The 19,502-nt window shown below is 65.9% G+C and carries 33 protein-coding genes; all 33 read right to left on the reverse strand.

The window, feature by feature from the left end; genetic code table 11:
* Positions 1-30: 30 nt before the first annotated feature.
* A complete protein-coding gene (truA, locus tag AC5677_RS16975; protein ID WP_497195885.1) occupies positions 31-885 on the reverse strand; it encodes a tRNA pseudouridine(38-40) synthase TruA in 855 nt (284 codons plus the stop codon).
* A gap of 85 nt (positions 886-970) precedes the next feature.
* On the reverse strand, positions 971-1,447 hold the full coding sequence (gene rplQ, locus AC5677_RS16980; protein ID WP_497195886.1) for a 50S ribosomal protein L17: 477 nt from the start codon (positions 1,445-1,447) through the stop codon (positions 971-973).
* Between the two features lie 129 nt (positions 1,448-1,576).
* The gene (locus tag AC5677_RS16985; protein WP_497195887.1) at positions 1,577-2,599 is read right to left on the reverse strand and encodes a DNA-directed RNA polymerase subunit alpha; all 1,023 of its coding nucleotides are present in this window, start codon (positions 2,597-2,599) and stop codon (positions 1,577-1,579) included.
* A gap of 111 nt (positions 2,600-2,710) precedes the next feature.
* Entirely contained in the window at positions 2,711-3,337 is a 627-nt protein-coding gene (gene rpsD, locus AC5677_RS16990) for a 30S ribosomal protein S4 (protein ID WP_136741304.1), read from the reverse strand.
* Positions 3,338-3,364: 27 nt separating this feature from the next.
* Positions 3,365-3,769 (reverse strand): 30S ribosomal protein S11, encoded by a 405-nt coding sequence (gene rpsK, locus AC5677_RS16995; protein WP_004571845.1) that lies wholly within the window; start codon positions 3,767-3,769, stop codon positions 3,365-3,367.
* A gap of 64 nt (positions 3,770-3,833) precedes the next feature.
* Positions 3,834-4,214 carry a 30S ribosomal protein S13 gene (rpsM, locus tag AC5677_RS17000; RefSeq protein WP_006604894.1) on the reverse strand — a complete coding sequence of 127 codons (381 nt, stop codon included), beginning with the start codon at positions 4,212-4,214 and terminating at the stop codon, positions 3,834-3,836.
* A 198-nt stretch (positions 4,215-4,412) separates the two neighbouring features.
* The gene (gene rpmJ / locus AC5677_RS17005) at positions 4,413-4,526 is read right to left on the reverse strand and encodes a 50S ribosomal protein L36 (RefSeq protein ID WP_003956441.1); all 114 of its coding nucleotides are present in this window, start codon (positions 4,524-4,526) and stop codon (positions 4,413-4,415) included.
* Between the two features lie 60 nt (positions 4,527-4,586).
* A complete protein-coding gene (gene infA, locus AC5677_RS17010) occupies positions 4,587-4,808 on the reverse strand; it encodes a translation initiation factor IF-1 (RefSeq protein ID WP_014047798.1) in 222 nt (73 codons plus the stop codon).
* A 202-nt stretch (positions 4,809-5,010) separates the two neighbouring features.
* A complete protein-coding gene (gene map / locus AC5677_RS17015; RefSeq protein WP_497195888.1) occupies positions 5,011-5,847 on the reverse strand; it encodes a type I methionyl aminopeptidase in 837 nt (278 codons plus the stop codon).
* A gap of 120 nt (positions 5,848-5,967) precedes the next feature.
* On the reverse strand, positions 5,968-6,621 hold the full coding sequence (locus tag AC5677_RS17020; RefSeq protein ID WP_497195889.1) for an adenylate kinase: 654 nt from the start codon (positions 6,619-6,621) through the stop codon (positions 5,968-5,970).
* Positions 6,621-7,934 (reverse strand): preprotein translocase subunit SecY, encoded by a 1,314-nt coding sequence (gene secY, locus AC5677_RS17025; protein WP_497195890.1) that lies wholly within the window; start codon positions 7,932-7,934, stop codon positions 6,621-6,623. Before secY ends, AC5677_RS17020 begins: the two co-directional genes overlap by 1 nt.
* A 225-nt stretch (positions 7,935-8,159) precedes the next feature.
* Positions 8,160-8,615 carry a 50S ribosomal protein L15 gene (gene rplO / locus AC5677_RS17030; protein WP_497195891.1) on the reverse strand — a complete coding sequence of 152 codons (456 nt, stop codon included), beginning with the start codon at positions 8,613-8,615 and terminating at the stop codon, positions 8,160-8,162.
* A 1-nt stretch (position 8,616) separates the two neighbouring features.
* Positions 8,617-8,799 carry a 50S ribosomal protein L30 gene (gene rpmD, locus AC5677_RS17035; RefSeq protein WP_006604889.1) on the reverse strand — a complete coding sequence of 61 codons (183 nt, stop codon included), beginning with the start codon at positions 8,797-8,799 and terminating at the stop codon, positions 8,617-8,619.
* Positions 8,799-9,401: a 30S ribosomal protein S5 gene (rpsE, locus tag AC5677_RS17040; protein ID WP_042155878.1), complete on the reverse strand. Its 603-nt coding sequence runs from the start codon at positions 9,399-9,401 to the stop codon at positions 8,799-8,801. Before rpsE ends, rpmD begins: the two co-directional genes overlap by 1 nt.
* 46 nt (positions 9,402-9,447) lie before the next feature.
* Entirely contained in the window at positions 9,448-9,831 is a 384-nt protein-coding gene (rplR, locus tag AC5677_RS17045) for a 50S ribosomal protein L18 (protein ID WP_046927450.1), read from the reverse strand.
* 3 nt (positions 9,832-9,834) lie between these two features.
* Positions 9,835-10,374, reverse strand: coding sequence for a 50S ribosomal protein L6 (gene rplF, locus AC5677_RS17050; RefSeq protein WP_136741299.1), 540 nt, complete (start codon positions 10,372-10,374; stop codon positions 9,835-9,837).
* Between the two features lie 22 nt (positions 10,375-10,396).
* Positions 10,397-10,795 (reverse strand): 30S ribosomal protein S8, encoded by a 399-nt coding sequence (gene rpsH / locus AC5677_RS17055; RefSeq protein ID WP_403505674.1) that lies wholly within the window; start codon positions 10,793-10,795, stop codon positions 10,397-10,399.
* A gap of 239 nt (positions 10,796-11,034) precedes the next feature.
* Positions 11,035-11,220 (reverse strand): type Z 30S ribosomal protein S14, encoded by a 186-nt coding sequence (locus AC5677_RS17060; RefSeq protein ID WP_003956452.1) that lies wholly within the window; start codon positions 11,218-11,220, stop codon positions 11,035-11,037.
* Positions 11,221-11,225: 5 nt separating this feature from the next.
* The gene (gene rplE, locus AC5677_RS17065; RefSeq protein WP_046927447.1) at positions 11,226-11,786 is read right to left on the reverse strand and encodes a 50S ribosomal protein L5; all 561 of its coding nucleotides are present in this window, start codon (positions 11,784-11,786) and stop codon (positions 11,226-11,228) included.
* Positions 11,786-12,109, reverse strand: coding sequence for a 50S ribosomal protein L24 (gene rplX / locus AC5677_RS17070; RefSeq protein ID WP_497195892.1), 324 nt, complete (start codon positions 12,107-12,109; stop codon positions 11,786-11,788). The genes rplE and rplX overlap by 1 nt, the downstream gene beginning before the upstream one ends.
* 3 nt (positions 12,110-12,112) lie before the next feature.
* Entirely contained in the window at positions 12,113-12,481 is a 369-nt protein-coding gene (rplN, locus tag AC5677_RS17075; protein ID WP_003998823.1) for a 50S ribosomal protein L14, read from the reverse strand.
* A gap of 99 nt (positions 12,482-12,580) precedes the next feature.
* Positions 12,581-12,862, reverse strand: coding sequence for a 30S ribosomal protein S17 (gene rpsQ, locus AC5677_RS17080; protein WP_006604882.1), 282 nt, complete (start codon positions 12,860-12,862; stop codon positions 12,581-12,583).
* Entirely contained in the window at positions 12,862-13,086 is a 225-nt protein-coding gene (gene rpmC / locus AC5677_RS17085) for a 50S ribosomal protein L29 (RefSeq protein ID WP_397843743.1), read from the reverse strand. Before rpmC ends, rpsQ begins: the two co-directional genes overlap by 1 nt.
* Positions 13,086-13,505 carry a 50S ribosomal protein L16 gene (rplP, locus tag AC5677_RS17090; RefSeq protein ID WP_006604880.1) on the reverse strand — a complete coding sequence of 140 codons (420 nt, stop codon included), beginning with the start codon at positions 13,503-13,505 and terminating at the stop codon, positions 13,086-13,088. Before rplP ends, rpmC begins: the two co-directional genes overlap by 1 nt.
* A 5-nt stretch (positions 13,506-13,510) precedes the next feature.
* Positions 13,511-14,335, reverse strand: coding sequence for a 30S ribosomal protein S3 (gene rpsC / locus AC5677_RS17095; RefSeq protein ID WP_128507204.1), 825 nt, complete (start codon positions 14,333-14,335; stop codon positions 13,511-13,513).
* Complete coding sequence (gene rplV / locus AC5677_RS17100; protein WP_037839423.1) at positions 14,335-14,682, reverse strand: 50S ribosomal protein L22; 348 nt, start codon at positions 14,680-14,682, stop codon at positions 14,335-14,337. The genes rpsC and rplV overlap by 1 nt, the downstream gene beginning before the upstream one ends.
* 44 nt (positions 14,683-14,726) lie before the next feature.
* A complete protein-coding gene (gene rpsS, locus AC5677_RS17105; protein WP_016571057.1) occupies positions 14,727-15,008 on the reverse strand; it encodes a 30S ribosomal protein S19 in 282 nt (93 codons plus the stop codon).
* A gap of 12 nt (positions 15,009-15,020) precedes the next feature.
* Positions 15,021-15,857: a 50S ribosomal protein L2 gene (gene rplB, locus AC5677_RS17110; RefSeq protein WP_018090900.1), complete on the reverse strand. Its 837-nt coding sequence runs from the start codon at positions 15,855-15,857 to the stop codon at positions 15,021-15,023.
* Positions 15,858-15,896: 39 nt separating this feature from the next.
* The gene (rplW, locus tag AC5677_RS17115; protein ID WP_497195893.1) at positions 15,897-16,220 is read right to left on the reverse strand and encodes a 50S ribosomal protein L23; all 324 of its coding nucleotides are present in this window, start codon (positions 16,218-16,220) and stop codon (positions 15,897-15,899) included.
* Positions 16,220-16,870 (reverse strand): 50S ribosomal protein L4, encoded by a 651-nt coding sequence (gene rplD / locus AC5677_RS17120; RefSeq protein ID WP_497195894.1) that lies wholly within the window; start codon positions 16,868-16,870, stop codon positions 16,220-16,222. The genes rplW and rplD overlap by 1 nt, the downstream gene beginning before the upstream one ends.
* Positions 16,871-16,878: 8 nt before the next feature.
* Positions 16,879-17,523 (reverse strand): 50S ribosomal protein L3, encoded by a 645-nt coding sequence (gene rplC / locus AC5677_RS17125; RefSeq protein ID WP_031003040.1) that lies wholly within the window; start codon positions 17,521-17,523, stop codon positions 16,879-16,881.
* 14 nt (positions 17,524-17,537) lie between these two features.
* Complete coding sequence (rpsJ, locus tag AC5677_RS17130; RefSeq protein WP_004571821.1) at positions 17,538-17,846, reverse strand: 30S ribosomal protein S10; 309 nt, start codon at positions 17,844-17,846, stop codon at positions 17,538-17,540.
* 419 nt (positions 17,847-18,265) lie between these two features.
* Positions 18,266-19,459 carry an elongation factor Tu gene (gene tuf, locus AC5677_RS17135; protein WP_466813969.1) on the reverse strand — a complete coding sequence of 398 codons (1,194 nt, stop codon included), beginning with the start codon at positions 19,457-19,459 and terminating at the stop codon, positions 18,266-18,268.
* Between the last annotated feature and the right edge of the window lie 43 nt (positions 19,460-19,502).

The raw sequence follows: 19,502 nt of genomic DNA on the forward strand, positions 1-19,502 counted from the left end.
CCGGCCCGGCGGCGCCACCGTCCCGCGCGCTCAGCAGCAGCCGGCGCCCGGCAGCGAGCGCTTGTTCCGCGCCTCTTTGTTCCGGGCCATCAGCAGCTCGTCCGCCGGATAGCCGACCTCTTCCAGCGTCAGCCCGTGCGGCCGCACCACATGCACCGCGGAGTCCCGCACCCCCGCCGCCAGCACCTTCCCCGGCCACTCCACCGGCCGGTGCCCGTCCCCCACGAACAGCATCGCGCCCACCAGCGACCGCACCATGTTGTGGCAGAACGCATCGGCCTTGACGGTCGCGGTGATGATCCCGTCCGCCCCCCGTACCCAGCTCAGCTCCTGGAGCGTACGGATCGTCGTCGCGCCCTCCCGCCGCTTGCAGTACGCCGCGAAGTCGTGCTCGCCCAGCAGCGGCCGCGAGGCGGCGTTCATCACCTCGACGTCCAGATCCCAGTCGTGCCAGAGCACATGCCCGCGCAGCAGCGGGTCGACGCCGCCGTGGTGATCCGTGACGCGGTACGCATACCGCCGCCAGATCGCCGAGAAGCGCGCATTGAACCCGTACGGCGCCTCCGCGAGCCGCCACACCCGGACGTCCTTCGGCAGCCGCCCGGCCAGTCGCCGCAGCAGCTTCTCCTCGTGCTCGGCCCACACCTCGGACGGGAGATCGACATGCGCCACCTGCCCCCGCGCATGCACGCCCGCGTCCGTGCGCCCCGCGACGGTCAGCTCATAGGTCTCGGCCGACCGCGTCACGGTCCGCAGCGCGTCCTCGATCTCCGACTGCACGGTGCGCCGGCCGCCGGCCTGCTTCGCCCACCCCGAAAAGTCCCGGCCGTCGTACGACAGGTCCATCCGCACCCGTACAAAACCGGGCTCCACTTCATCACTCACGCCAGCAATCCTCCCTCACCGCGCCACAACGCCGAACGGGCCCGCCCCCCGAAGGGGACGGACCCGCTCACAGCCAGGCAGAGCCTCAGGCGTCCTTCGACTCCTCGGCCGGAGCCTCGGTGGCCTCCGCGGCCTTCGCCTCGGCGTCCTTGGCGGCACGCTTCGTCGCCGCCTCGGCCTCACCGGTGGCCTGCTGGGCCACGGTCAGCGCCTCCACCAGCTCGATGACGGCCATGGGAGCGTTGTCGCCACGGCGGTTACCGATCTTGGTGATGCGGGTGTAGCCACCCGGGCGGTTCTCGAACCGCGGGGCGATCTCGGTGAAGAGCGTGTGGACGACGCTCTTGTCCGAGATCAGCTGCATGACCTGACGGCGGTTGTGAAGGTCGCCCTTCTTCGCCTTGGTCACCAGACGCTCCGCGTACGGACGCAGACGACGGGCCTTGGCCTCGGTCGTCGTGATGCGGCCGTGCTCGAAGAGCGCGGTGGCCAGGTTGCGCAGCATCAGACGCTCGTGCGCAGCGCTGCCGCCCAGACGGGCACCCTTGGTGGGCTTCGGCATGGTGTATCTCCTTCATTGCTGCACCGGCCGTATCAGGTACCGGTGTCAGTTCCCACGAGGCGGTCGCCCCGCGGAAGACGCACACGGCAAGGGCCCGGGAATCGCTTCCCGGACCCCTGCCGGTCGAACTCAGTACTGCTCGGTCTCCACGAACCCGGCGTCCGAGTCGTCGTCGGCGCCGAAGGCGTCGGCGGCGGCGGTCGGGTCGAATCCGGGCGGGCTGTCCTTGAGCGCCAGGCCCATGCCGGCCAGCTTCGCCTTGACCTCGTCGATCGACTTCGCACCGAAGTTGCGGATGTCGAGCAGGTCGGCCTCGGAGCGGGCAACGAGCTCACCCACGGAGTGGATGCCCTCACGCTTGAGGCAGTTGTACGAGCGAACGGTGAGCTCGAGCTCCTCGATCGGCAGCGCCAGGTCGGCGGCCAGGGCGGCGTCCGTGGGGGACGGGCCCATGTCGATGCCCTCGGCGTCGATGTTCAGCTCACGGGCCAGACCGAACAGCTCGACCAGGGTCTTACCGGCCGACGCCATGGCGTCGCGGGGACGCATGGCCTGCTTGGTCTCGACGTCGACGATCAGCTTGTCGAAGTCGGTGCGCTGCTCGACACGGGTCGCCTCGACCTTGTACGTGACCTTGAGCACCGGCGAGTAGATGGAGTCGACCGGGATACGGCCGATCTCCTGGCCCACCTGCTTGTTCTGGACGGCGGAGACGTAGCCGCGACCGCGCTCGACGGTCAGCTCCATCTCCAGCTTGCCCTTGCCGTTGAGCGTGGCGAGGACCAGGTCCGGGTTGTGCACCTCGACACCGGCCGGCGGCGCGATGTCGGCGGCGGTCACCAGACCCGGGCCCTGCTTGCGCAGGTACATCACGACGGGCTCGTCGTGCTCGCTGCTGACGACCAGCTGCTTGATGTTGAGGATCAGGTCGGTGACGTCTTCCTTGACGCCCGGCACGGTGGTGAACTCGTGCAGGACACCGTCGATACGGATGGACGTGACCGCCGCACCCGGGATCGACGACAGAAGGGTCCGCCGCAGGGAGTTACCGAGGGTGTAGCCGAAGCCCGGCTCCAGCGGCTCGATCACGAACCGGGAGCGGTATTCGTCGACGACCTCTTCGGTCAAAGAGGGACGCTGAGCAATCAGCATGTTCGATCCTTCAGTCGTGGACGCCCGCTATTTGACGCCCGCTGTACTTCAAAGGGTACGGGCGGTACGACGCCATTGGCTCCGTACCGCCCAGACCGTTCCGCTCAGCTCTTACTTGGAGTAGAGCTCAACGATCAGCTGCTCCTGCACCTGGGTGTCGATCACCTGGCGCTCGGGCAGGCTGTGCACCAGAATCCGGAGGTTCGACGGGATCGCTTCCAGCCAGGCCGGAACGGTCTTCTCGCCGGCCTCGGCCTTGGCCACCTCGAAGGGGGTCAGGTTCCGAGAGCCCTCGCGGACCTCGATGATGTCGTTCACGGAGACGCGAGCCGACGGGATGTCGGTCTTGCGGCCGTTCACGTTGATGTGTCCGTGACGGACCAGCTGACGGGCGTGGTCACGGGACTTGGCGAAGCCGGCCCGGTAGACCACGTTGTCGAGGCGGGTCTCAAGGATGCGCAGAAGGTTCTCACCGGTCTTGCCGGTCTTCTGGTTCGCTTCCTTGTAGTAGTTCACGAACTGCTTCTCAAGGACACCGTAGATACGGCTGCACTTCTGCTTCTCGCGAAGCTGGAGCAGGTACTCGCTGTCCTTGGTGCGCCCGCGACCGTGCTCACCCGGGGGGTAAGGACGGATCTCGATCGGGCACTTTGCGCTCTCGCACTTGCTGCCCTTGAGGAACAGCTTCTGCTTCTCCCGACGGCAACGCTTGCAGTCGGCCCCGGTGTAACGCGCCATTGTCTAGTTTTCTCCTACTTCAGGTGGTCAGACGCGGCGACGCTTGGGCGGGCGGCATCCGTTGTGCGGGGTGGGGGTGACGTCCTGGATCGAGCCGACCTCGAGGCCGGTGGCCTGGAGGGAGCGGATCGCGGTCTCACGGCCGGAGCCGGGACCCTTGACGAAGACGTCGACCTTGCGCATGCCGTGCTCCTGCGCGCGGCGGGCGGCCGACTCGGCAGCCATCTGCGCGGCGAAGGGGGTGGACTTGCGCGAGCCCTTGAAGCCGACGTGGCCGGCAGAGGCCCAAGAGATCACGTTGCCCGTGGGGTCCGTGATCGAGACGATCGTGTTGTTGAACGTGCTCTTGATGTGAGCGTGCCCGTGGGCGACGTTCTTCTTCTCCTTGCGGCGCACCTTCTTGGCGCCGGCCGTACGGCCCTTCGGAGGCATTCATTACTCCCGTGGAGGTGGTCGGTCCTACAGCGAAGACCGCTGGTAAGCGTCCTGCTGAGGACTACTTCTTGCCCGGCTTCTTCTTGCCGGCGATCGCGCGACGCGGACCCTTGCGGGTACGGGCGTTCGTGCTGGTGCGCTGACCGTGCACCGGCAGACCGCGACGGTGACGCAGACCCTGGTAGCAGCCGATCTCGACCTTGCGGCGGATGTCGGCCTGAATCTCGCGACGGAGGTCACCCTCGGTCTTGAGGTTGTTGTCCACGTACTCGCGGATCTTGACCAGGTCTTCCTCGGCCAGGTCGCGAACACGGGTGTCCGGGTTCACGCCGGTGGCGGCGAGGGTCTGCTGCGACAGCGTGCGCCCGATACCGAAGACGTAGGTGAGGGCGACCTCGACGCGCTTTTCGCGCGGGAGATCAACGCCTGCGAGGCGTGCCATTGATGTGGCTCCTGATGGCTATTCGGAGGTCTTCCGCAGCACCGTTCCCGTAAGACTCTTCAGAATTACGAGCCGGGTCCCCGGCCTCCGAGCCGGGGGTGTCGTCCCACGCGAGAAATGCGGGGGTCGGGTGACTGCGTATGTACGTATTTACGTGCGTCGCGCGAAAAACTGCGAAATGCAGGTGGTCGGCGTGCGTCAGCCCTGGCGCTGCTTGTGGCGCAGGTTGTCGCAGATGACCATGACCCGGCCGTGGCGGCGGATCACCTTGCACTTGTCGCAGATCTTCTTGACGCTCGGCTTGACCTTCATGGGATGTGAGGTTCTCCGGGTCAGTGCCGTCACCCCACGGGAGCGGGGCGCCGACAAGATCTACTTGTAGCGGTAGACGATCCGGCCACGCGTCAGGTCGTACGGAGAGAGCTCCACCACGACCCGGTCATCCGGGAGGATACGGATGTAGTGCATCCGCATCTTGCCGCTGATGTGCGCGAGGACCTTGTGACCGTTCTGGAGCTCTACACGGAACATCGCGTTCGGCAGAGACTCGATCACGGTGCCCTCGATCTCGATGGCACCTTGCTTCTTGGCCACGCTTCGCCTTTCGAATCGGCTACCTTGATCAACTCTCGTGGTGTCCGTGCGGCATTCCGGGAATGTCTCCCGCCTTGGAGGCAGGCATACGGATGCACGAGAGCCGACGCGTCAGTCTACGTCAGTGCCTGTGAAAAGACGAATCCAGGATTATTGCCCACCGGCGGTGATCCTTACGCCGGAGGGGTCCGCCAGGGGCTGCCTACGCGAGGGGGTCCGGCGCCGCCGTGATCCCCAGCTCGGCCAGCTTGGCCTTGCCCGCGTCCGGCGCGGTCAGCACCAGCGGACCGTCCTCGGTCAGCGCGACGGAGTGCTCCCAGTGCGAGGACCAGCTGCCGTCGTTGGTCTTGACCGTCCAGTCGTCGTCCAGGACGTGCGTCTTGGCCGTACCGAGATTGATCATCGGCTCGATCGCGATGCAGAAGCCGGGCACCAGCTTGGGGCCGCGGCCGCGCTTGCGGTCGACGTAGTTCAGCAGATGCGGGTCCATGTGCATCTGGGAGCCGATGCCGTGGCCGCCGTAGTCCTCGACGATGCCGTACTTCCCGCTCGACGGGCGCGGCTGGCGGCGGATGTAGCCCTCGATCGCCTTGGAGATGTCGACCAGGCGGTTGCCCTTGGCGACGGCCGCGATGCCCGCCCACATCGACTCCTCGGTGACCCGGCTGAGCTCGACCAGCTCCTCGGAGTGACCGGAGCCGACGAAGGCGGTGTACGCCGCGTCGCCGTGCCAGCCGTCGACGATCGCGCCGCAGTCGATGGAGATGATGTCCCCGTCCGCGAGCACCGTCTCGGTGTCGGGGATGCCGTGCACCACGACGTCGTTCACCGAGGTGCAGATCGTCGCGGGGAATCCGCCGTAGCCCAGGAAGTTCGACTTCGCTCCGTGCTCGGCCAGCACCTTGCGCGCCGCGTCGTCCAGGTCCTTGGTCGTGGCACCCGGCACCGCGACCTTCCGGGTCGCCGCGTGAATGGCGGCGACCACCAGCCCCGCCTCGCGCATCTTCGCGATCTGCTCGGGGTTCTTGATCTCCACCATGGCGGCTGACGCCTTCCTGAGTACGGGTTCCGTGGATGTCCGGCGGCCGAAACCGCCCCGTACACAATACGGCCGCGGCGCCCAGTGGGCACCGCGGCCGTATGTGTACAGAGCTGTCGGCTACTCGCCGGCCTGCAGCGCGGCCATCGCCCGCTGCGTGACCTCGGCGACCTTGCCGAGCGCCGGGATCGTGACGACCAGATCCTGGGCCTTGTAGTAGTCGATGATCGGCTCGGTCTCCGTGTGGTAGACCTCCAGCCGCTTGCGGACGGTCTCCTCGCGGTCGTCGTCGCGCTGGTACAGCTCGCCGCCGCAGGCGTCACAGACACCCTCGGTCTTGGGCTTGTTGTACTCCGCGTGGAAGACGTGGCTGCTGTCCTTGCGGCAGATCCGCCGGCCCGCGATCCGCTTGACGACCTCGTCCTCGGGGACCTCCAGGTCCAGGACGGCGTCCAGCTTCAGGCTCTTGGCCTTGAGGTAGTCGTCCAGCGCCTGGGCCTGGCCCAGGTTGCGCGGGAAGCCGTCGAGGAGGAAGCCCCCGGCCGCATCGTCCTGCGCCATCCGGTCCTCGGCCATGCCGATGGTCACCGAATCCGGTACGAGGTTTCCCGCGTCCATGTACGACTTCGCCTCGACACCCAATGGCGTGCCCTGGCTGATGTTCGCGCGGAACAGGTCCCCCGTGGAAATGTGCGGGATACCGAGGTTCTTGGCAAGGTACGCGGCCTGCGTACCCTTACCGGCCCCCGGAGGTCCGACGAGGACGATTCGCATCAGCGGAGGAACCCTTCGTAATTGCGCTGCTGAAGCTGACTCTCGATCTGCTTCACGGTCTCCAGACCCACACCCACGATGATCAGGATGCTCGTCCCGCCGAACGGGAAGTTCTGGTTCGCGTTGAACAGCACCAACGCCACTGTTGGCACGAGTGCGATCAGCCCCAGGTACAGCGAGCCCGGCCACGTGATCCGGTTGAGCACGTAGCTGAGGTACTCGGCCGTCGGGCGACCAGCCCGGATACCCGGGATGAAGCCACCATACTTCTTCATGTTGTCGGCAACTTCTTCGGGGTTGAAGCTGATGGCCACGTAGAAGAAGGCGAAGAAGACGATCAGAAGGAAGTACGTAACGATGTAAACGGGGTGATTTCCCTTGGTGAAGTTGGTGGCGATCCAGGTCGCCCACCCCGCCTTCGACCCGCTGAACTGTGCGATCAGCGCGGGAATGTAGAGCAGCGACGACGCGAAGATGACGGGAATCACACCCGCCTGGTTCACCTTGAGCGGGATGTAAGTGGACGTACCGCCATAGGACCGACGGCCGATCATCCGCTTCGCGTACTGCACCGGAATGCGCCGCTGCGCCTGCTCGACGAAGACCACCAGGGCCACCATCGCCAGGCCCACCACGATAACGCCGAAGAACTCGATCCAGCCGTCGGCCAGCTTGCCGGTGAGCTTGATCTGCCACAGGGCGCCCGGGAAGCCGGCGGCGATCGAGATGAACATCAGGATGGACATGCCGTTGCCGATACCGCGGTCGGTGACGAGCTCACCGAGCCACATGATCAGGCCCGTACCGGCGGTCATGGTGATGACCATCGTGATGGTGGTGAAGATGGAGTCGCTGGGCACGATCTCGCTGGCGACCGGGCAGTTCTGGAAGAGCGCACCGCTGCGGGCCGTGGCCACCAGGCCGGTGCCCTGCATGATGGCGAGCGCCACGGTCAGGTAGCGGGTGTACTGGGTGATCTTCGCCTGGCCGGTCTGTCCCTCTTTCTTGAGGGCCTCCAGCCGGGGAATCACCACGGTCAGGAGCTGGAGGATGATGCTCGCCGTGATGTACGGCATGATCCCCAGCGCGAAGATCGTGATCTGCAGCAGCGCACCACCGCTGAACATGTTCACCAGGGCGAACAACCCGCTGTTGCCGCCGGCAACCTTCATGCAGGTCTCGACGTTCGCGTAGTTCACCCCGGGGACCGGGACGTGCGCCCCGATCCGGTAGAGCACCACGATGCCCAACGTGAACAGCAGCTTCTTGCGCAGGTCGGGCGTCTTGAACGCTCGGGCGAACGCGGTGAGCACGGTGCCTCCTGCGCCTCCCGCCTCAAGTGCGAGAGGTGACGGTCTTGAGGATCGACGAATACTTGGCGGCCAGAACCGTACGGACGGGTCCCGTACGGAGGGGTTTCGGGGCCATGCCCCGATAAATAACAGTGCCTGCCACCTTACCGGCGACCGTACCCCCGTGGAACGACCAACCGGGGATGCCCAATCAATGGGCATCCCCGGTCAGTTGAATCAACGAGCTCAGATGAGCTCGGTGACGGTGCCGCCGGCGGCGGCAATCTTCTCCTTGGCGGAGCCGGAAACGGCGTCAACCGAAACCTGCAGCGCCACGGAGATCTCGCCCTGGCCCAGGACCTTGACGAGCTCGTTCTTGCGCACCGCGCCCTTGGCGACCAGGTCGGCCACCGTGACCTCGCCACCCTGCGGGTAGAGCTCGGCCAGCTTGTCCAGGTTCACGACCTGGAACTGCTTGTGCGCGGGGTTCTTGAAGCCCTTCAGCTTCGGGAGGCGCATGTGGAGGGGCATCTGCCCACCCTCGAAGCGCTCCGGAACCTGGTATCGGGCCTTGGTGCCCTTGGTACCACGACCGGCGGTCTTACCCTTGGACGCCTCACCACGACCGACACGGGTCTTGGCGGTCTTGGCACCCGGGGCGGGCCGGAGGTTGTGGACCTTCAGCGGGTTGTTCTCCGCCATGTCAGTCGACCTCCTCGACCGTCACGAGGTGGCGGACGGTGTGCACCATGCCGCGGAACTCGGGGCGGTCCTCCTTGACAACCACGTCGTTGAGCCGCTTGAGGCCCAGCGAACGGAGGGTGTCGCGGTGGTTCTGCTTGCTGCCGATGTAGGACTTCGTCTGCGTGATCTTGAGGTGCGCCATTACGCGGTCACCCCGGCACGCGCCCGCAGCAGAGCGGCGGGAGCAACGTCCTCGAGCGGCAGACCACGACGGGCGGCGATCTCCTCGGGACGCTGCAGTCCCTGGAGGGCCTCCACCGTGGCGTGCACGATGTTGATCGGGTTCGACGAACCGAGCGACTTGCTCAGCACGTCGTGGATGCCCGCGCACTCCAGGACGGCGCGCACGGGACCACCGGCGATCACACCGGTACCGGGGGAAGCCGGCTTGAGCAGGACGACGCCCGCAGCCTTCTCGCCCTGGATGGGGTGCGGGATGGTGCCCTGGATACGGGGGACCTTGAAGAAGTTCTTCTTGGCCTCTTCCACGCCCTTGGCGATGGCAGCCGGAACTTCCTTGGCCTTGCCGTAACCGACACCTACGGTGCCGTCACCGTCGCCCACCACGACCAGCGCGGTGAAGCTGAAACGGCGACCACCCTTGACAACCTTGGCGACGCGGTTGATCGCGACAACGCGCTCAACGTACGCGGTCTTCTCGGCGGCAGCGCCACCGTCGCGACCCTTCCGGTCCCGCCGCTCGCCGCCACCGGCACCGCTTCCGCGGCGCTGGGGTCCAGCCATTGGATTTACCTCTCTCTGTTACGTCCGCTAGCTCCGGAACCGGGGCTTAGAACTTCAGCCCGGCTTCGCGGGCGGCGTCGGCCAGAGCGGCAATCCGCCCGGCGTACTGCTTGCCACCACGGTCGAACACGACGGCCTCGACACCGGCGGCCTTGGCACGCTCGGCAACCAGGGCGCCAACCTTCTTGGCCTGAGCGCTCTTGTCGCCCTCGCCGCCACGGATGGACGCGTCCAGGGTCGACGCGGAGGCCAGCGTGTGGCCCGCGATGTCGTCGATGACCTGCGCGGTGATACCGCGGTTGGAACGCGTCACGACCAGGCGCGGACGCGCCGGCGTACCCGAAATCCGCTTACGGATGCGGATGTGGCGACGCTTAGCGGCAGCGCGCTTGTAGGCGTTGCCCTTAGCGATCTTCACACCGTATGCCATGGCTTACTTACCAGCCTTTCCGACCTTGCGGCGGATGACCTCGCCGGCGTACTTGACGCCCTTGGCCTTGTACGGGTCAGGCTTGCGCAGCTTGCGGATGTTCGCCGCAACCTCGCCGACCTTCTGCTTGTCGATGCCCTCGACGCTGAGCTTGGTCGGGGACTCGACCTTGAAGGAGATGCCCTCAGGAGCCTCGACGACGATGGGGTGGCTGTAGCCCAGCGCGAACTCCAGGTTGGAGCCCTTCGCCTGGACGCGGTAGCCGACACCGCTGATCTCGAGCGCCTTGCTGTAGCCCTGGGTCACGCCGGTGATCATGTTCGCCACCAGCGTGCGGGACAGGCCGTGCAGGGCCTTGTTCTGACGCTCGTCGTTCGGGCGGGTGACGGCGATGACACCGTCCTCACCCTTGGCGACCTCGATGGGCGCGGCGACGGTGTGGGAAAGGGAGCCCTTGGGACCCTTCACCGAAACCGTGCGGCCCTCGATGGTGACGTCCACACCAGCAGGAACCTGGATGGGCAGCTTGCCAATACGCGACATTAGCTATTCCTCCGTTCCCTGGTTACCAGACGTAGGCGAGGACTTCCCCACCCACGCCCTTCTTGCTGGCCTGCTGACCGGTCAGGAGACCGTGGGACGTGGAGATGATCGCCACGCCCAGGCCGCCGAGGACCTTCGGCAGGTTGGTGGACTTTGCGTAGACCCGCAGGCCCGGCTTCGAGATCCGCTTGATGCCGGCGATCGAGCGCTCGCGGTTCGGGCCGAACTTCAGCTCGAGGGTGAGGTTCTTGCCGACCTCAGCGTCCTCGACGCGCCAGCCGGTGATGTAACCCTCCTGCTGGAGGATCTCCGCGATGTGCGACTTGATCTTGCTGTGCGGCATCACGACGGTGTCGTGGTACGCCGAGTTCGCGTTACGCAGACGGGTCAGCATGTCTGCGATGGGATCAGTCATGGTCATGAATTGGCCTTCGGCCTCTCTCGCCGGGGTTTCCTATGTGCACCATCCCTCTCCCCGAGCAGAGTCGGGACGGGTGCGGTGCGGGGACCTACGGCGTAGTAAGCGACGTTATGCGGGCCTTGCCCGCGGTCGGTCTCGGGCGGCGGGGCGCCCAAACCCTTCTACCCTACGGGAAAAAGGGACGGGCGCCCGCCGACCGGGTGCTTACCGAGAGTCTCCGGGTATTCCCAACTAAGGGATTACCAGGAGCTCTTGGTCACGCCCGGCAGCTCGCCACGGTGAGCCATCTCACGAAGGCACACGCGGCACAGGCCGAACTTGCGGTACACGGAGTGCGGACGGCCGCAGCGCTGGCAGCGGGTGTACGCGCGCACACCGAACTTCGGCTTGCGAGCAGCCTTGGCAATCAGAGCCTTCTTCGCCATCTCGCTCACGCCTCCTTGAACGGGAAGCCGAGGTGACGAAGGAGAGCGCGGCCCTCATCGTCGTTGGTCGCCGTGGTGACCACGGTGATGTCCATACCCCGGGTACGGTCGATCTTGTCCTGGTCGATCTCGTGGAACATGACCTGCTCCGTGAGACCGAAGGTGTAGTTGCCCCGACCGTCGAACTGCTTGGGGGACAGACCACGGAAGTCGCGGATGCGCGGGAGCGCGAGCGACAGCAGGCGGTCCAGGAACTCCCACATGCGGTCACCGCGGAGGGTGACGTGGGCACCGATCGGCTGGCCCTCACGCAGCTTGAACTGCGCGATGGACTTACGGGCCTTGGTGACGGCCGGCTTCTGACCGGTGATCGTGGTGAGGTCCTTGATGGCACCCTCGATCAGCTTGGAGTCGCGGGCGGCGTCGCCCACACCCATGTTGACCACGATCTTGGTCAGACCGGGGATCTGCATGACGTTCTCGTACGAGAACTCGTCCTTCAGCTTCCCGGCGATCTCTTCGCGGTAGCGCAGCTTCAGACGCGGCGCGTTGGTGGTGGCAGTCATCAGATGTCCTCACCGGTCCGCTTGGCAACGCGGATCTTGTTGCCTTCGTCGTCGAAGCGGTATCCGACGCGGGTGACGACCTTCTTGCCGTCCTTCTCCACGACCAGCTGAACGTTGCTGATGTGGACAGGGGCCTCGGTCGTCACGATGCCGCCGGTCTTCGAACCACGAGCCGTCTGACCGGCCTTGGTGTGCTTCTTGACCCGGTTGACACCCTCGACCAGGACACGGTCCTCGCGGGGGAAGGCCTGAATGACCTTGCCCTGCTTGCCCTTGTCCTTACCGGTGATGACCTGGACCAGGTCGCCCTTCTTGATCTTCATCGGTTACAGCACCTCCGGCGCGAGCGAGATGATCTTCATGAACTTCTTCTCGCGCAGCTCACGGCCCACGGGGCCGAAGATACGGGTGCCGCGGGGGTCGCCATCGTTCTTGAGGATGACGGCCGCGTTCTCGTCGAAGCGGATGTACGAGCCGTCCGGACGGCGGCGCTCCTTGACGGTGCGAACGATGACGGCCTTGACGACGTCACCCTTCTTCACGTTGCCACCGGGGATCGCGTCCTTGACGGTGGCGACGATGACGTCACCGATGCCCGCGTAGCGGCGACCGGAGCCACCGAGAACACGGATGCAAAGGATTTCCTTCGCACCAGTGTTGTCGGCGACGCGCAGTCGCGACTCCTGCTGGATCACGTCTATCTCCTGATTGTCTGCCGGTTCCCGGCAGGGGTTTCACGTGAAACCCCTGCCGAGCCTGGCGGAACTGTTCCTGGGGGGTCCCCCCAGGAGGGATTACTTGGCCTTCTCGAGGATCTCGACGATGCGCCAGCGCTTGGTGGCGGACAGCGGCCGGGTCTCCATCAGGAGGACGCGGTCGCCGACGCCGGCAGCGTTCTGCTCGTCGTGCGCCTTGAGCTTGTTGGTACGGCGGATGACCTTGCCGTACAGCGCGTGCTTGACGCGGTCCTCGACAGCGACGACGACGGTCTTGTCCATCTTGTCGCTGACGACGAGACCCTCACGGGTCTTGCGGAAACCGCGCTCGTTCGTCTCAGTCACATTCTTCTCGCTCATCAGGCGCTCTCCACCGTCTCGATGCCCAGCTCGCGCTCACGCATCAGGGTGTAGATCCGGGCGATGTCCTTACGGACGGACTTGAGCCGACCGTGGTTCTCGAGCTGTCCGGTCGCCGCCTGGAAGCGGAGGTTGAACAGCTCCTCCTTGGCCTCACGGAGCTTCGCGACGAGGTCCTCGTCGTTCAGCTCGCGCAGCTCGGACGCCTTGGTAACGGCCGACATCACGACTCACCTGCCTCGCGCCGAACGATGCGGCACTTCATCGGAAGCTTGTGGGCGGCGCGGGTCAGCGCCTCCTTGGCAACCTTTTCGTTCGGGAAGGACAGCTCGAACATCACCCGACCGGGCTTGACGTTCGCGACCCACCACTCCGGAGAACCCTTACCGGAACCCATGCGGGTTTCGGCCGGCTTCTTCGTGAGCGGGCGGTCCGGGTAGATGTTGATCCAGACCTTGCCGCCACGCTTGATGTGACGGGTCATGGCGATACGAGCGGACTCGATCTGCCGGTTCGTCACGTAGGCCGGGGTGACAGCCTGGATTCCGTACTCACCGAAGGCCAGCTCGGTGCCACCCTTGGCCATACCACTGCGCTTCGGGTGGTGCTGCTTGCGGTGCTTGACCCTGCGAGGGATCAGCATGTCGGTCAGGCCTCCGTTCCGGGGGTCTCCGCCGGAGCAGCGGCAGCGGCCTCGGCCTTGGGGGCCTCGGCAGCGGCGCTCTGCTGCGGCTTGCGGCCGCCGCGGCCACCGCGCTCGCCACCGCGACGCGGGCGGTCGTTGCCGCCACCACGAGCCGGGCGGTTACCCGCACGGGCGGCAGCGTTCTCGGCGCGAACCTCGGCGATGTTCTTGACGTCGCCCTTGTAGATCCAGACCTTCACGCCGATGCGGCCGAAGGTGGTCTTGGCCTCGAAGAAGCCGTAGTCGACGTTCGCACGGAGCGTGTGCAGGGGCACACGGCCCTCGCGGTAGAACTCCGAGCGGGACATCTCGGCGCCGCCGAGACGGCCACCGCACTGGATCTTGATGCCCTTGGCGCCGGCCTTCATCGTCGACTGCATGCTCTTACGCATGGCGCGACGGAAGGAGACGCGGGAGGACAGCTGCTCGGCGACGGCCTGGGCCACCAGCTGAGCGTCGGTCTCGGGGTTCTTGACCTCGAGGATGTTCAGCTGAACCTGCTTGCCGGTCAGCTTCTCCAGCTCGCCGCGGATGCGGTCCGCCTCGGCGCCGCGGCGGCCGATGACGATGCCCGGACGAGCGGTGTGGATGTCAACGCGGACGCGCTCACGGGTGCGCTCGATCTCCACCTTGGAGATACCGGCGCGCTCCATGCCCTTCGTCATCATGCGACGAATGGCGACGTCTTCCTTGACGTAGTCCTTGTACAGCTTGTCGGCGTACCAACGCGACTTGAAGTCGGTGGTAATGCCGAGCCGGAACCCGTGCGGGTTTACCTTCTGGCCCATTACCGGGTTCCTTCCTTGCTGCTGACGACCACGGTGATGTGGCTGGTCCGCTTGCGGATCCGGTAGGCACGGCCCTGGGCGCGCGGACGGAACCGCTTCAGGGTCGGGCCCTCGTCGACGTACGCCTCGGAAATGACGAGGCTGCCGGCGTCGGTGTGGTCGTAGTTGTGCGCGGCGTTGGCAATGGCGCTGTCCAGCACCTTGCCAACCGGCACGCTCGCGGCCTGCGGGGCGAAACGCAGGACCGCCTGAGCCTCCGTGGCATTCATGCCACGGATAAGGTCCACCACGCGGCGGGCCTTCATGGGCGTGACGCGGATGTACCGCGCCTGGGCCCTGGCTTCCATGGTTGTCCCTTCGGTGTCAGTCATAGTCTTCGCACTCCGGTCGATCAGCGACGACGCGACTTGCGGTCGTCCTTCTCGTGGCCGCGGAAGGTGCGGGTCGGCGCAAACTCGCCGAGCTTGTGGCCGACCATCGACTCGGTGACGAACACCGGGACGTGCTTGCGGCCGTCGTGCACCGCGATCGTGTGGCCGAGCATGGCCGGGACGATCATGGAGCGGCGGGACCAGGTCTTGATGACGTTCTTGGTGCCTGCATCGTTCTGTACGTCCACCTTCTTGGCGAGGTGGTCGTCGACGAAGGGCCCCTTCTTGAGACTGCGCGGCATCTAAACCCGCTCCTAGCGCTTCTTGTTCGTCTTGCGGCGGCGGACGATGTACTTGTTGCTGGCCTTCTTCGGCGAGCGAGTACGACCCTCCTTCTGGCCCCAGGGCGAGACCGGGTGGCGACCACCGGAAGTCTTGCCCTCACCACCACCGTGCGGGTGGTCAACCGGGTTCATCACGACACCACGCACGGTCGGGCGGACGCCCTTCCAGCGCATACGGCCGGCCTTACCCCAGTTGATGTTCGACTGCTCGGCGTTGCCGACCTCGCCGACGGTGGCGCGGCAGCGCACGTCGACCAGGCGGATTTCACCGGACGGCATACGAAGGTGAGCCATGCGGCCCTCCTTCGCCAGCAGCTGCACGGAGGCACCGGCCGAGCGGGCGAACTTCGCACCGCCGCCCGGACGCAGCTCGATCGCGTGGATCGTCGTACCCACGGGGATGTGGCGCAGCGGCAGGTTGTTACCCGGCTTGATGTCGGCGCCAGGGCCGTTCTCAATCCGGGCACCCTGGGCCAGGCCACGGGGCGCGATGATGTAGCGCTTCTCGCCGTCTGCGTAGTGCAGCAGCGCGATGCGCGCGGTGCGGTTCGGGTCGTACTCGATGTGCGCGACCTTGGCCGGCACGCCGTCCTTGTCGTGACGACGGAAGTCGATCACTCGGTAGGCGCGCTTGTGGCCACCGCCCTGGTGGCGAACGGTCACACGACCGGCGTTGTTACGGCCGCCCTTGCTGTGCAGGGGGCGGACCAGCGACTTCTCCGGCGTGGACCGCGTGATCTCGACAAAGTCGGCGACGCTGGAGCCACGACGGCCCGGGGTCGTCGGCTTGTACTTGCGGATACCCATTTCTCAGTCCTCGTCCGATTCCGGACGACTCGACCTCCGTCAGGAGGTCGGGCCGCCGAAGATGTCGATACGGTCGCCCTCGGCGAGGGTCACGATGGCGCGCTTGGTGTTCGCGCGCTTTCCGAAACCGGTGCGGGTGCGCTTGCGCTTGCCCTGGCGGTTGATCGTGTTGACCCCGGTGACCTTGACCGAGAAGACCGCCTCGACGGCCTGCTTGATCTGAGTCTTGTTGGCGCCAGGCGCGACGATGAACGTGTACTTGTTCTCGTCCAGCAGCGCGTAGCTCTTCTCCGAGACAACCGGCTTGACGAGAATGTCGCGCGGGTCCGAGAAGGTCTTGCTGGTAACGGTCGCCTCAGACATCAGGCGTCGCTCCCTTCGGTCTCAGCGGCCTTGGGGCCAGACACGAAGGACTCGAAGGCGGCCTTGGTGAAGACCACGTCGTCGGAGACGAGCACGTCGTACGTGTTCAGCTGGCCCGGCTCCAGGATGTGAACCTGGGGCAGGTTGCGGGCGGACAGCCACGCGGCCTCGTCACTGCGCTCGGCGACCAGGAGCACGTTCTTGCGCTCGCTGACCTTGCCGAGGAGCGCCTTGGCGGCCTTGGTGGAAACCGCGCCCTCGACCACGCCGGAAACGACGTGGATGCGGCTGTTGCGGGCCCGGTCGGTGAGGGCACCGCGCAGGGCGGCAACCTTCATCTTCTTGGGCGTCCGCTGCGAGTAGTCACGCGGCACGGGGCCGTGGACGACGCCACCGCCGGCGAACTGCGGCGCACGGGTCGAACCCTGGCGCGCGCGGCCGGTGCCCTTCTGGCGGTACGGCTTCTTGCCACCGCCGCGGACCTCGCCGCGAGTCTTGGTCTTGTGCGTGCCCTGACGGGCCGCGGCCAGCTGCGCGACAACGACCTGGTGGATCAGCGGAACGCTGACCTTCGCGTCGAAGATCTCCGTGGGGAGCTCGACGGTCCCGGCCTTGTCGCCTGCCGGCGAAAGGATGTCAATGGTGCTCATCGGTTACCTCAGGCCCCCTTGGCCGCGGTACGGACCAGGACGAGGCCGCCGTTCGGACCAGGAACTGCGCCCTTGATGAGCAGCAGGCCCTTCTCCGCGTCAACGGCGTGGACGGTCAGGTTCTGGGTGGTGACCCGCTCATTGCCCATACGGCCGGCCATCCGCATGCCCTTGAACACGCGGCCCGGGGTGGCGCAGCCACCGATGGAGCCCGGCTTGCGGTGCACGCGGTGGGCACCGTGGGAGGCCTTGCCGCCGTGGAAGCCGTGACGCTTCATGACGCCGGCGAAGCCCTTGCCCTTGCTCTTGCCGGTCACGTCGACCTTGACACCGGACTCGAAGGTCTCGGCGGTCAGCTCCTGGCCGAGGGTGTACTCGCTGGCGTCAGCGGTACGGACCTCGACGAGGTGACGGCGCGGGGTGACGTCGGCCTTGGCGAAGTGGCCCTTGAGGGGCTTGTTCACCTTGCGCGGGTCGATCTCGCCGAAGGCGATCTGGACGGAGTCGTAACCGTCCTGGTCATTGGTGCGCACCTGGGTAACGACACAGGGGCCGGCCTTGACCACAGTGACCGGGACGACACGGTTGTTCTCGTCCCAGACCTGGGTCATGCCGAGCTTCTCGCCCAGGATGCCCTTGATCTGCTTAGCCATCTCTTCCGCGCCTCTCAGAGCTTGATCTCGATGTCAACGCCGGCCGGAAGGTCCAGGCGCATCAGCGAGTCAACGGTCTTGGGCGTCGGGTCGAGGATGTCGATCAGGCGCTTGTGCGTGCGCATCTCGAAGTGCTCGCGCGAGTCCTTGTACTTGTGCGGCGACTTGATGACGCAGTACACGTTCTTCTCAGTGGGCAGCGGCACCGGGCCCGCGACCGACGCACCAGTACGGGTCACCGTCTCGACGATCTTCTTCGCCGACGTGTCGATGACCTCGTGGTCGTAGGCCTTGAGCCGGATGCGGATCTTCTGTCCCGCCATGGCTACTTCGTAGTCCTGTCTCTCGTAACGCTCTGGGACCCGGCAGGTTCGCGTTCTTCTCCGACCCACGCGGTCGGGCGTGTCGCGCCCCTTCCCGTAAATCTCCACAAGGGAGATCCTTCAAGAAGGAGAAAGTGGGGGAAGAACACCCACCGGGCGCCTGGCCGAGGCACCCCGCTGACGCTTCCCGGAAGATTCCCGTATTTCCGGCCCTGAGAAGGGACGACGAATACCTGGGACTCGCTTCCGGTCCTCCCGGCGGGAGGCGCGCAGCATCGGCACTCAACCGAGCAACCTGGACAGTGTGCCATACCCGGGATGCGTAAGGCCAATCGGGGCCCAACTGTCAAGGAGCCCCGCCCACCTAGTGGTGGACGGGGCTCCCTGATGAGCTGCTACCGGGTCTCCCCGATCAACAATTACTTGTTGATCTTGGTGACCTGGCCGGCGCCGACGGTCCGGCCACCCTCACGGATGGCGAACTTCAGGCCTTCCTCCATGGCGACCGGCTGGATCAGGCTGACCGACATCTCGGTGTTGTCGCCCGGCATGACCATCTCGGTGCCCTCGGGGAGGGTCACAACACCGGTCACGTCAGTCGTACGGAAGTAGAACTGCGGACGGTAGTTGTTGAAGAACGGCGTGTGGCGGCCACCCTCGTCCTTGGAGAGGATGTAGGCCTGCGCCTCGAACTCGGTGTGCGGGGTGACCGAGCCCGGCTTGATGATGACCTGGCCGCGCTCGACGTCCTCGCGCTTGATACCGCGAAGCAGCAGACCGACGTTCTCACCGGCCTGGCCCTCGTCGAGGAGCTTCCGGAACATCTCGATGCCGGTGACCGTGGTGGTGGTCTTCTCGGTCTTGATGCCGATGATGTCGACGGTCTCGTTGACCTTGAGGACACCACGCTCGATACGACCGGTGACAACGGTGCCACGGCCGGTGATCGTGAAGACGTCCTCGATCGGCATCAGGAACGGCTTGTCAACGTCACGCTCGGGCTGCGGGATGGCCTCGTCGACGGCCTTCATCAGCTCGAGGACGGAGTTGCCCCACTCCTTGTCGCCCTCGAGCGCCTTGAGCGCCGAGACCTTGACGACCGGAACGTCGTCGCCGGGGAACTCGTACTCGGAGAGGAGCTCACGGACCTCGAGCTCGACGAGCTCCAGGATCTCCTCGTCGTCCACCATGTCGGCCTTGTTCAGGGCGACAACGATGTAGGGAACGCCGACCTGGCGGGCCAGGAGCACGTGCTCCTTGGTCTGCGGCATCGGGCCGTCGGTGGCGGCAACCACGAGGATGGCGCCGTCCATCTGCGCCGCACCCGTGATCATGTTCTTGATGTAGTCCGCGTGACCGGGGCAGTCGACGTGCGCGTAGTGACGCGACTCGGTCTGGTACTCGACGTGCGCGATGGAGATCGTGATACCGCGCTGGCGCTCCTCAGGAGCCTTGTCGATCTGGTCGAAGGCCGAGGCCTCGTTCAGGTCCGGGTACGCGTCGTGCAGCACCTTGGTAATGGCGGCCGTGAGGGTCGTCTTACCGTGGTCAATGTGACCGATGGTGCCGATGTTGACGTGCGGCTTAGTCCGCTCGAACTTCGCCTTCGCCACTGGTTCCTCCTGAAGTGGTTCTGTACGCCTTACTCATCGGCGC

The organism is Streptomyces sp. JLSY215 (assembly GCF_059682825.1).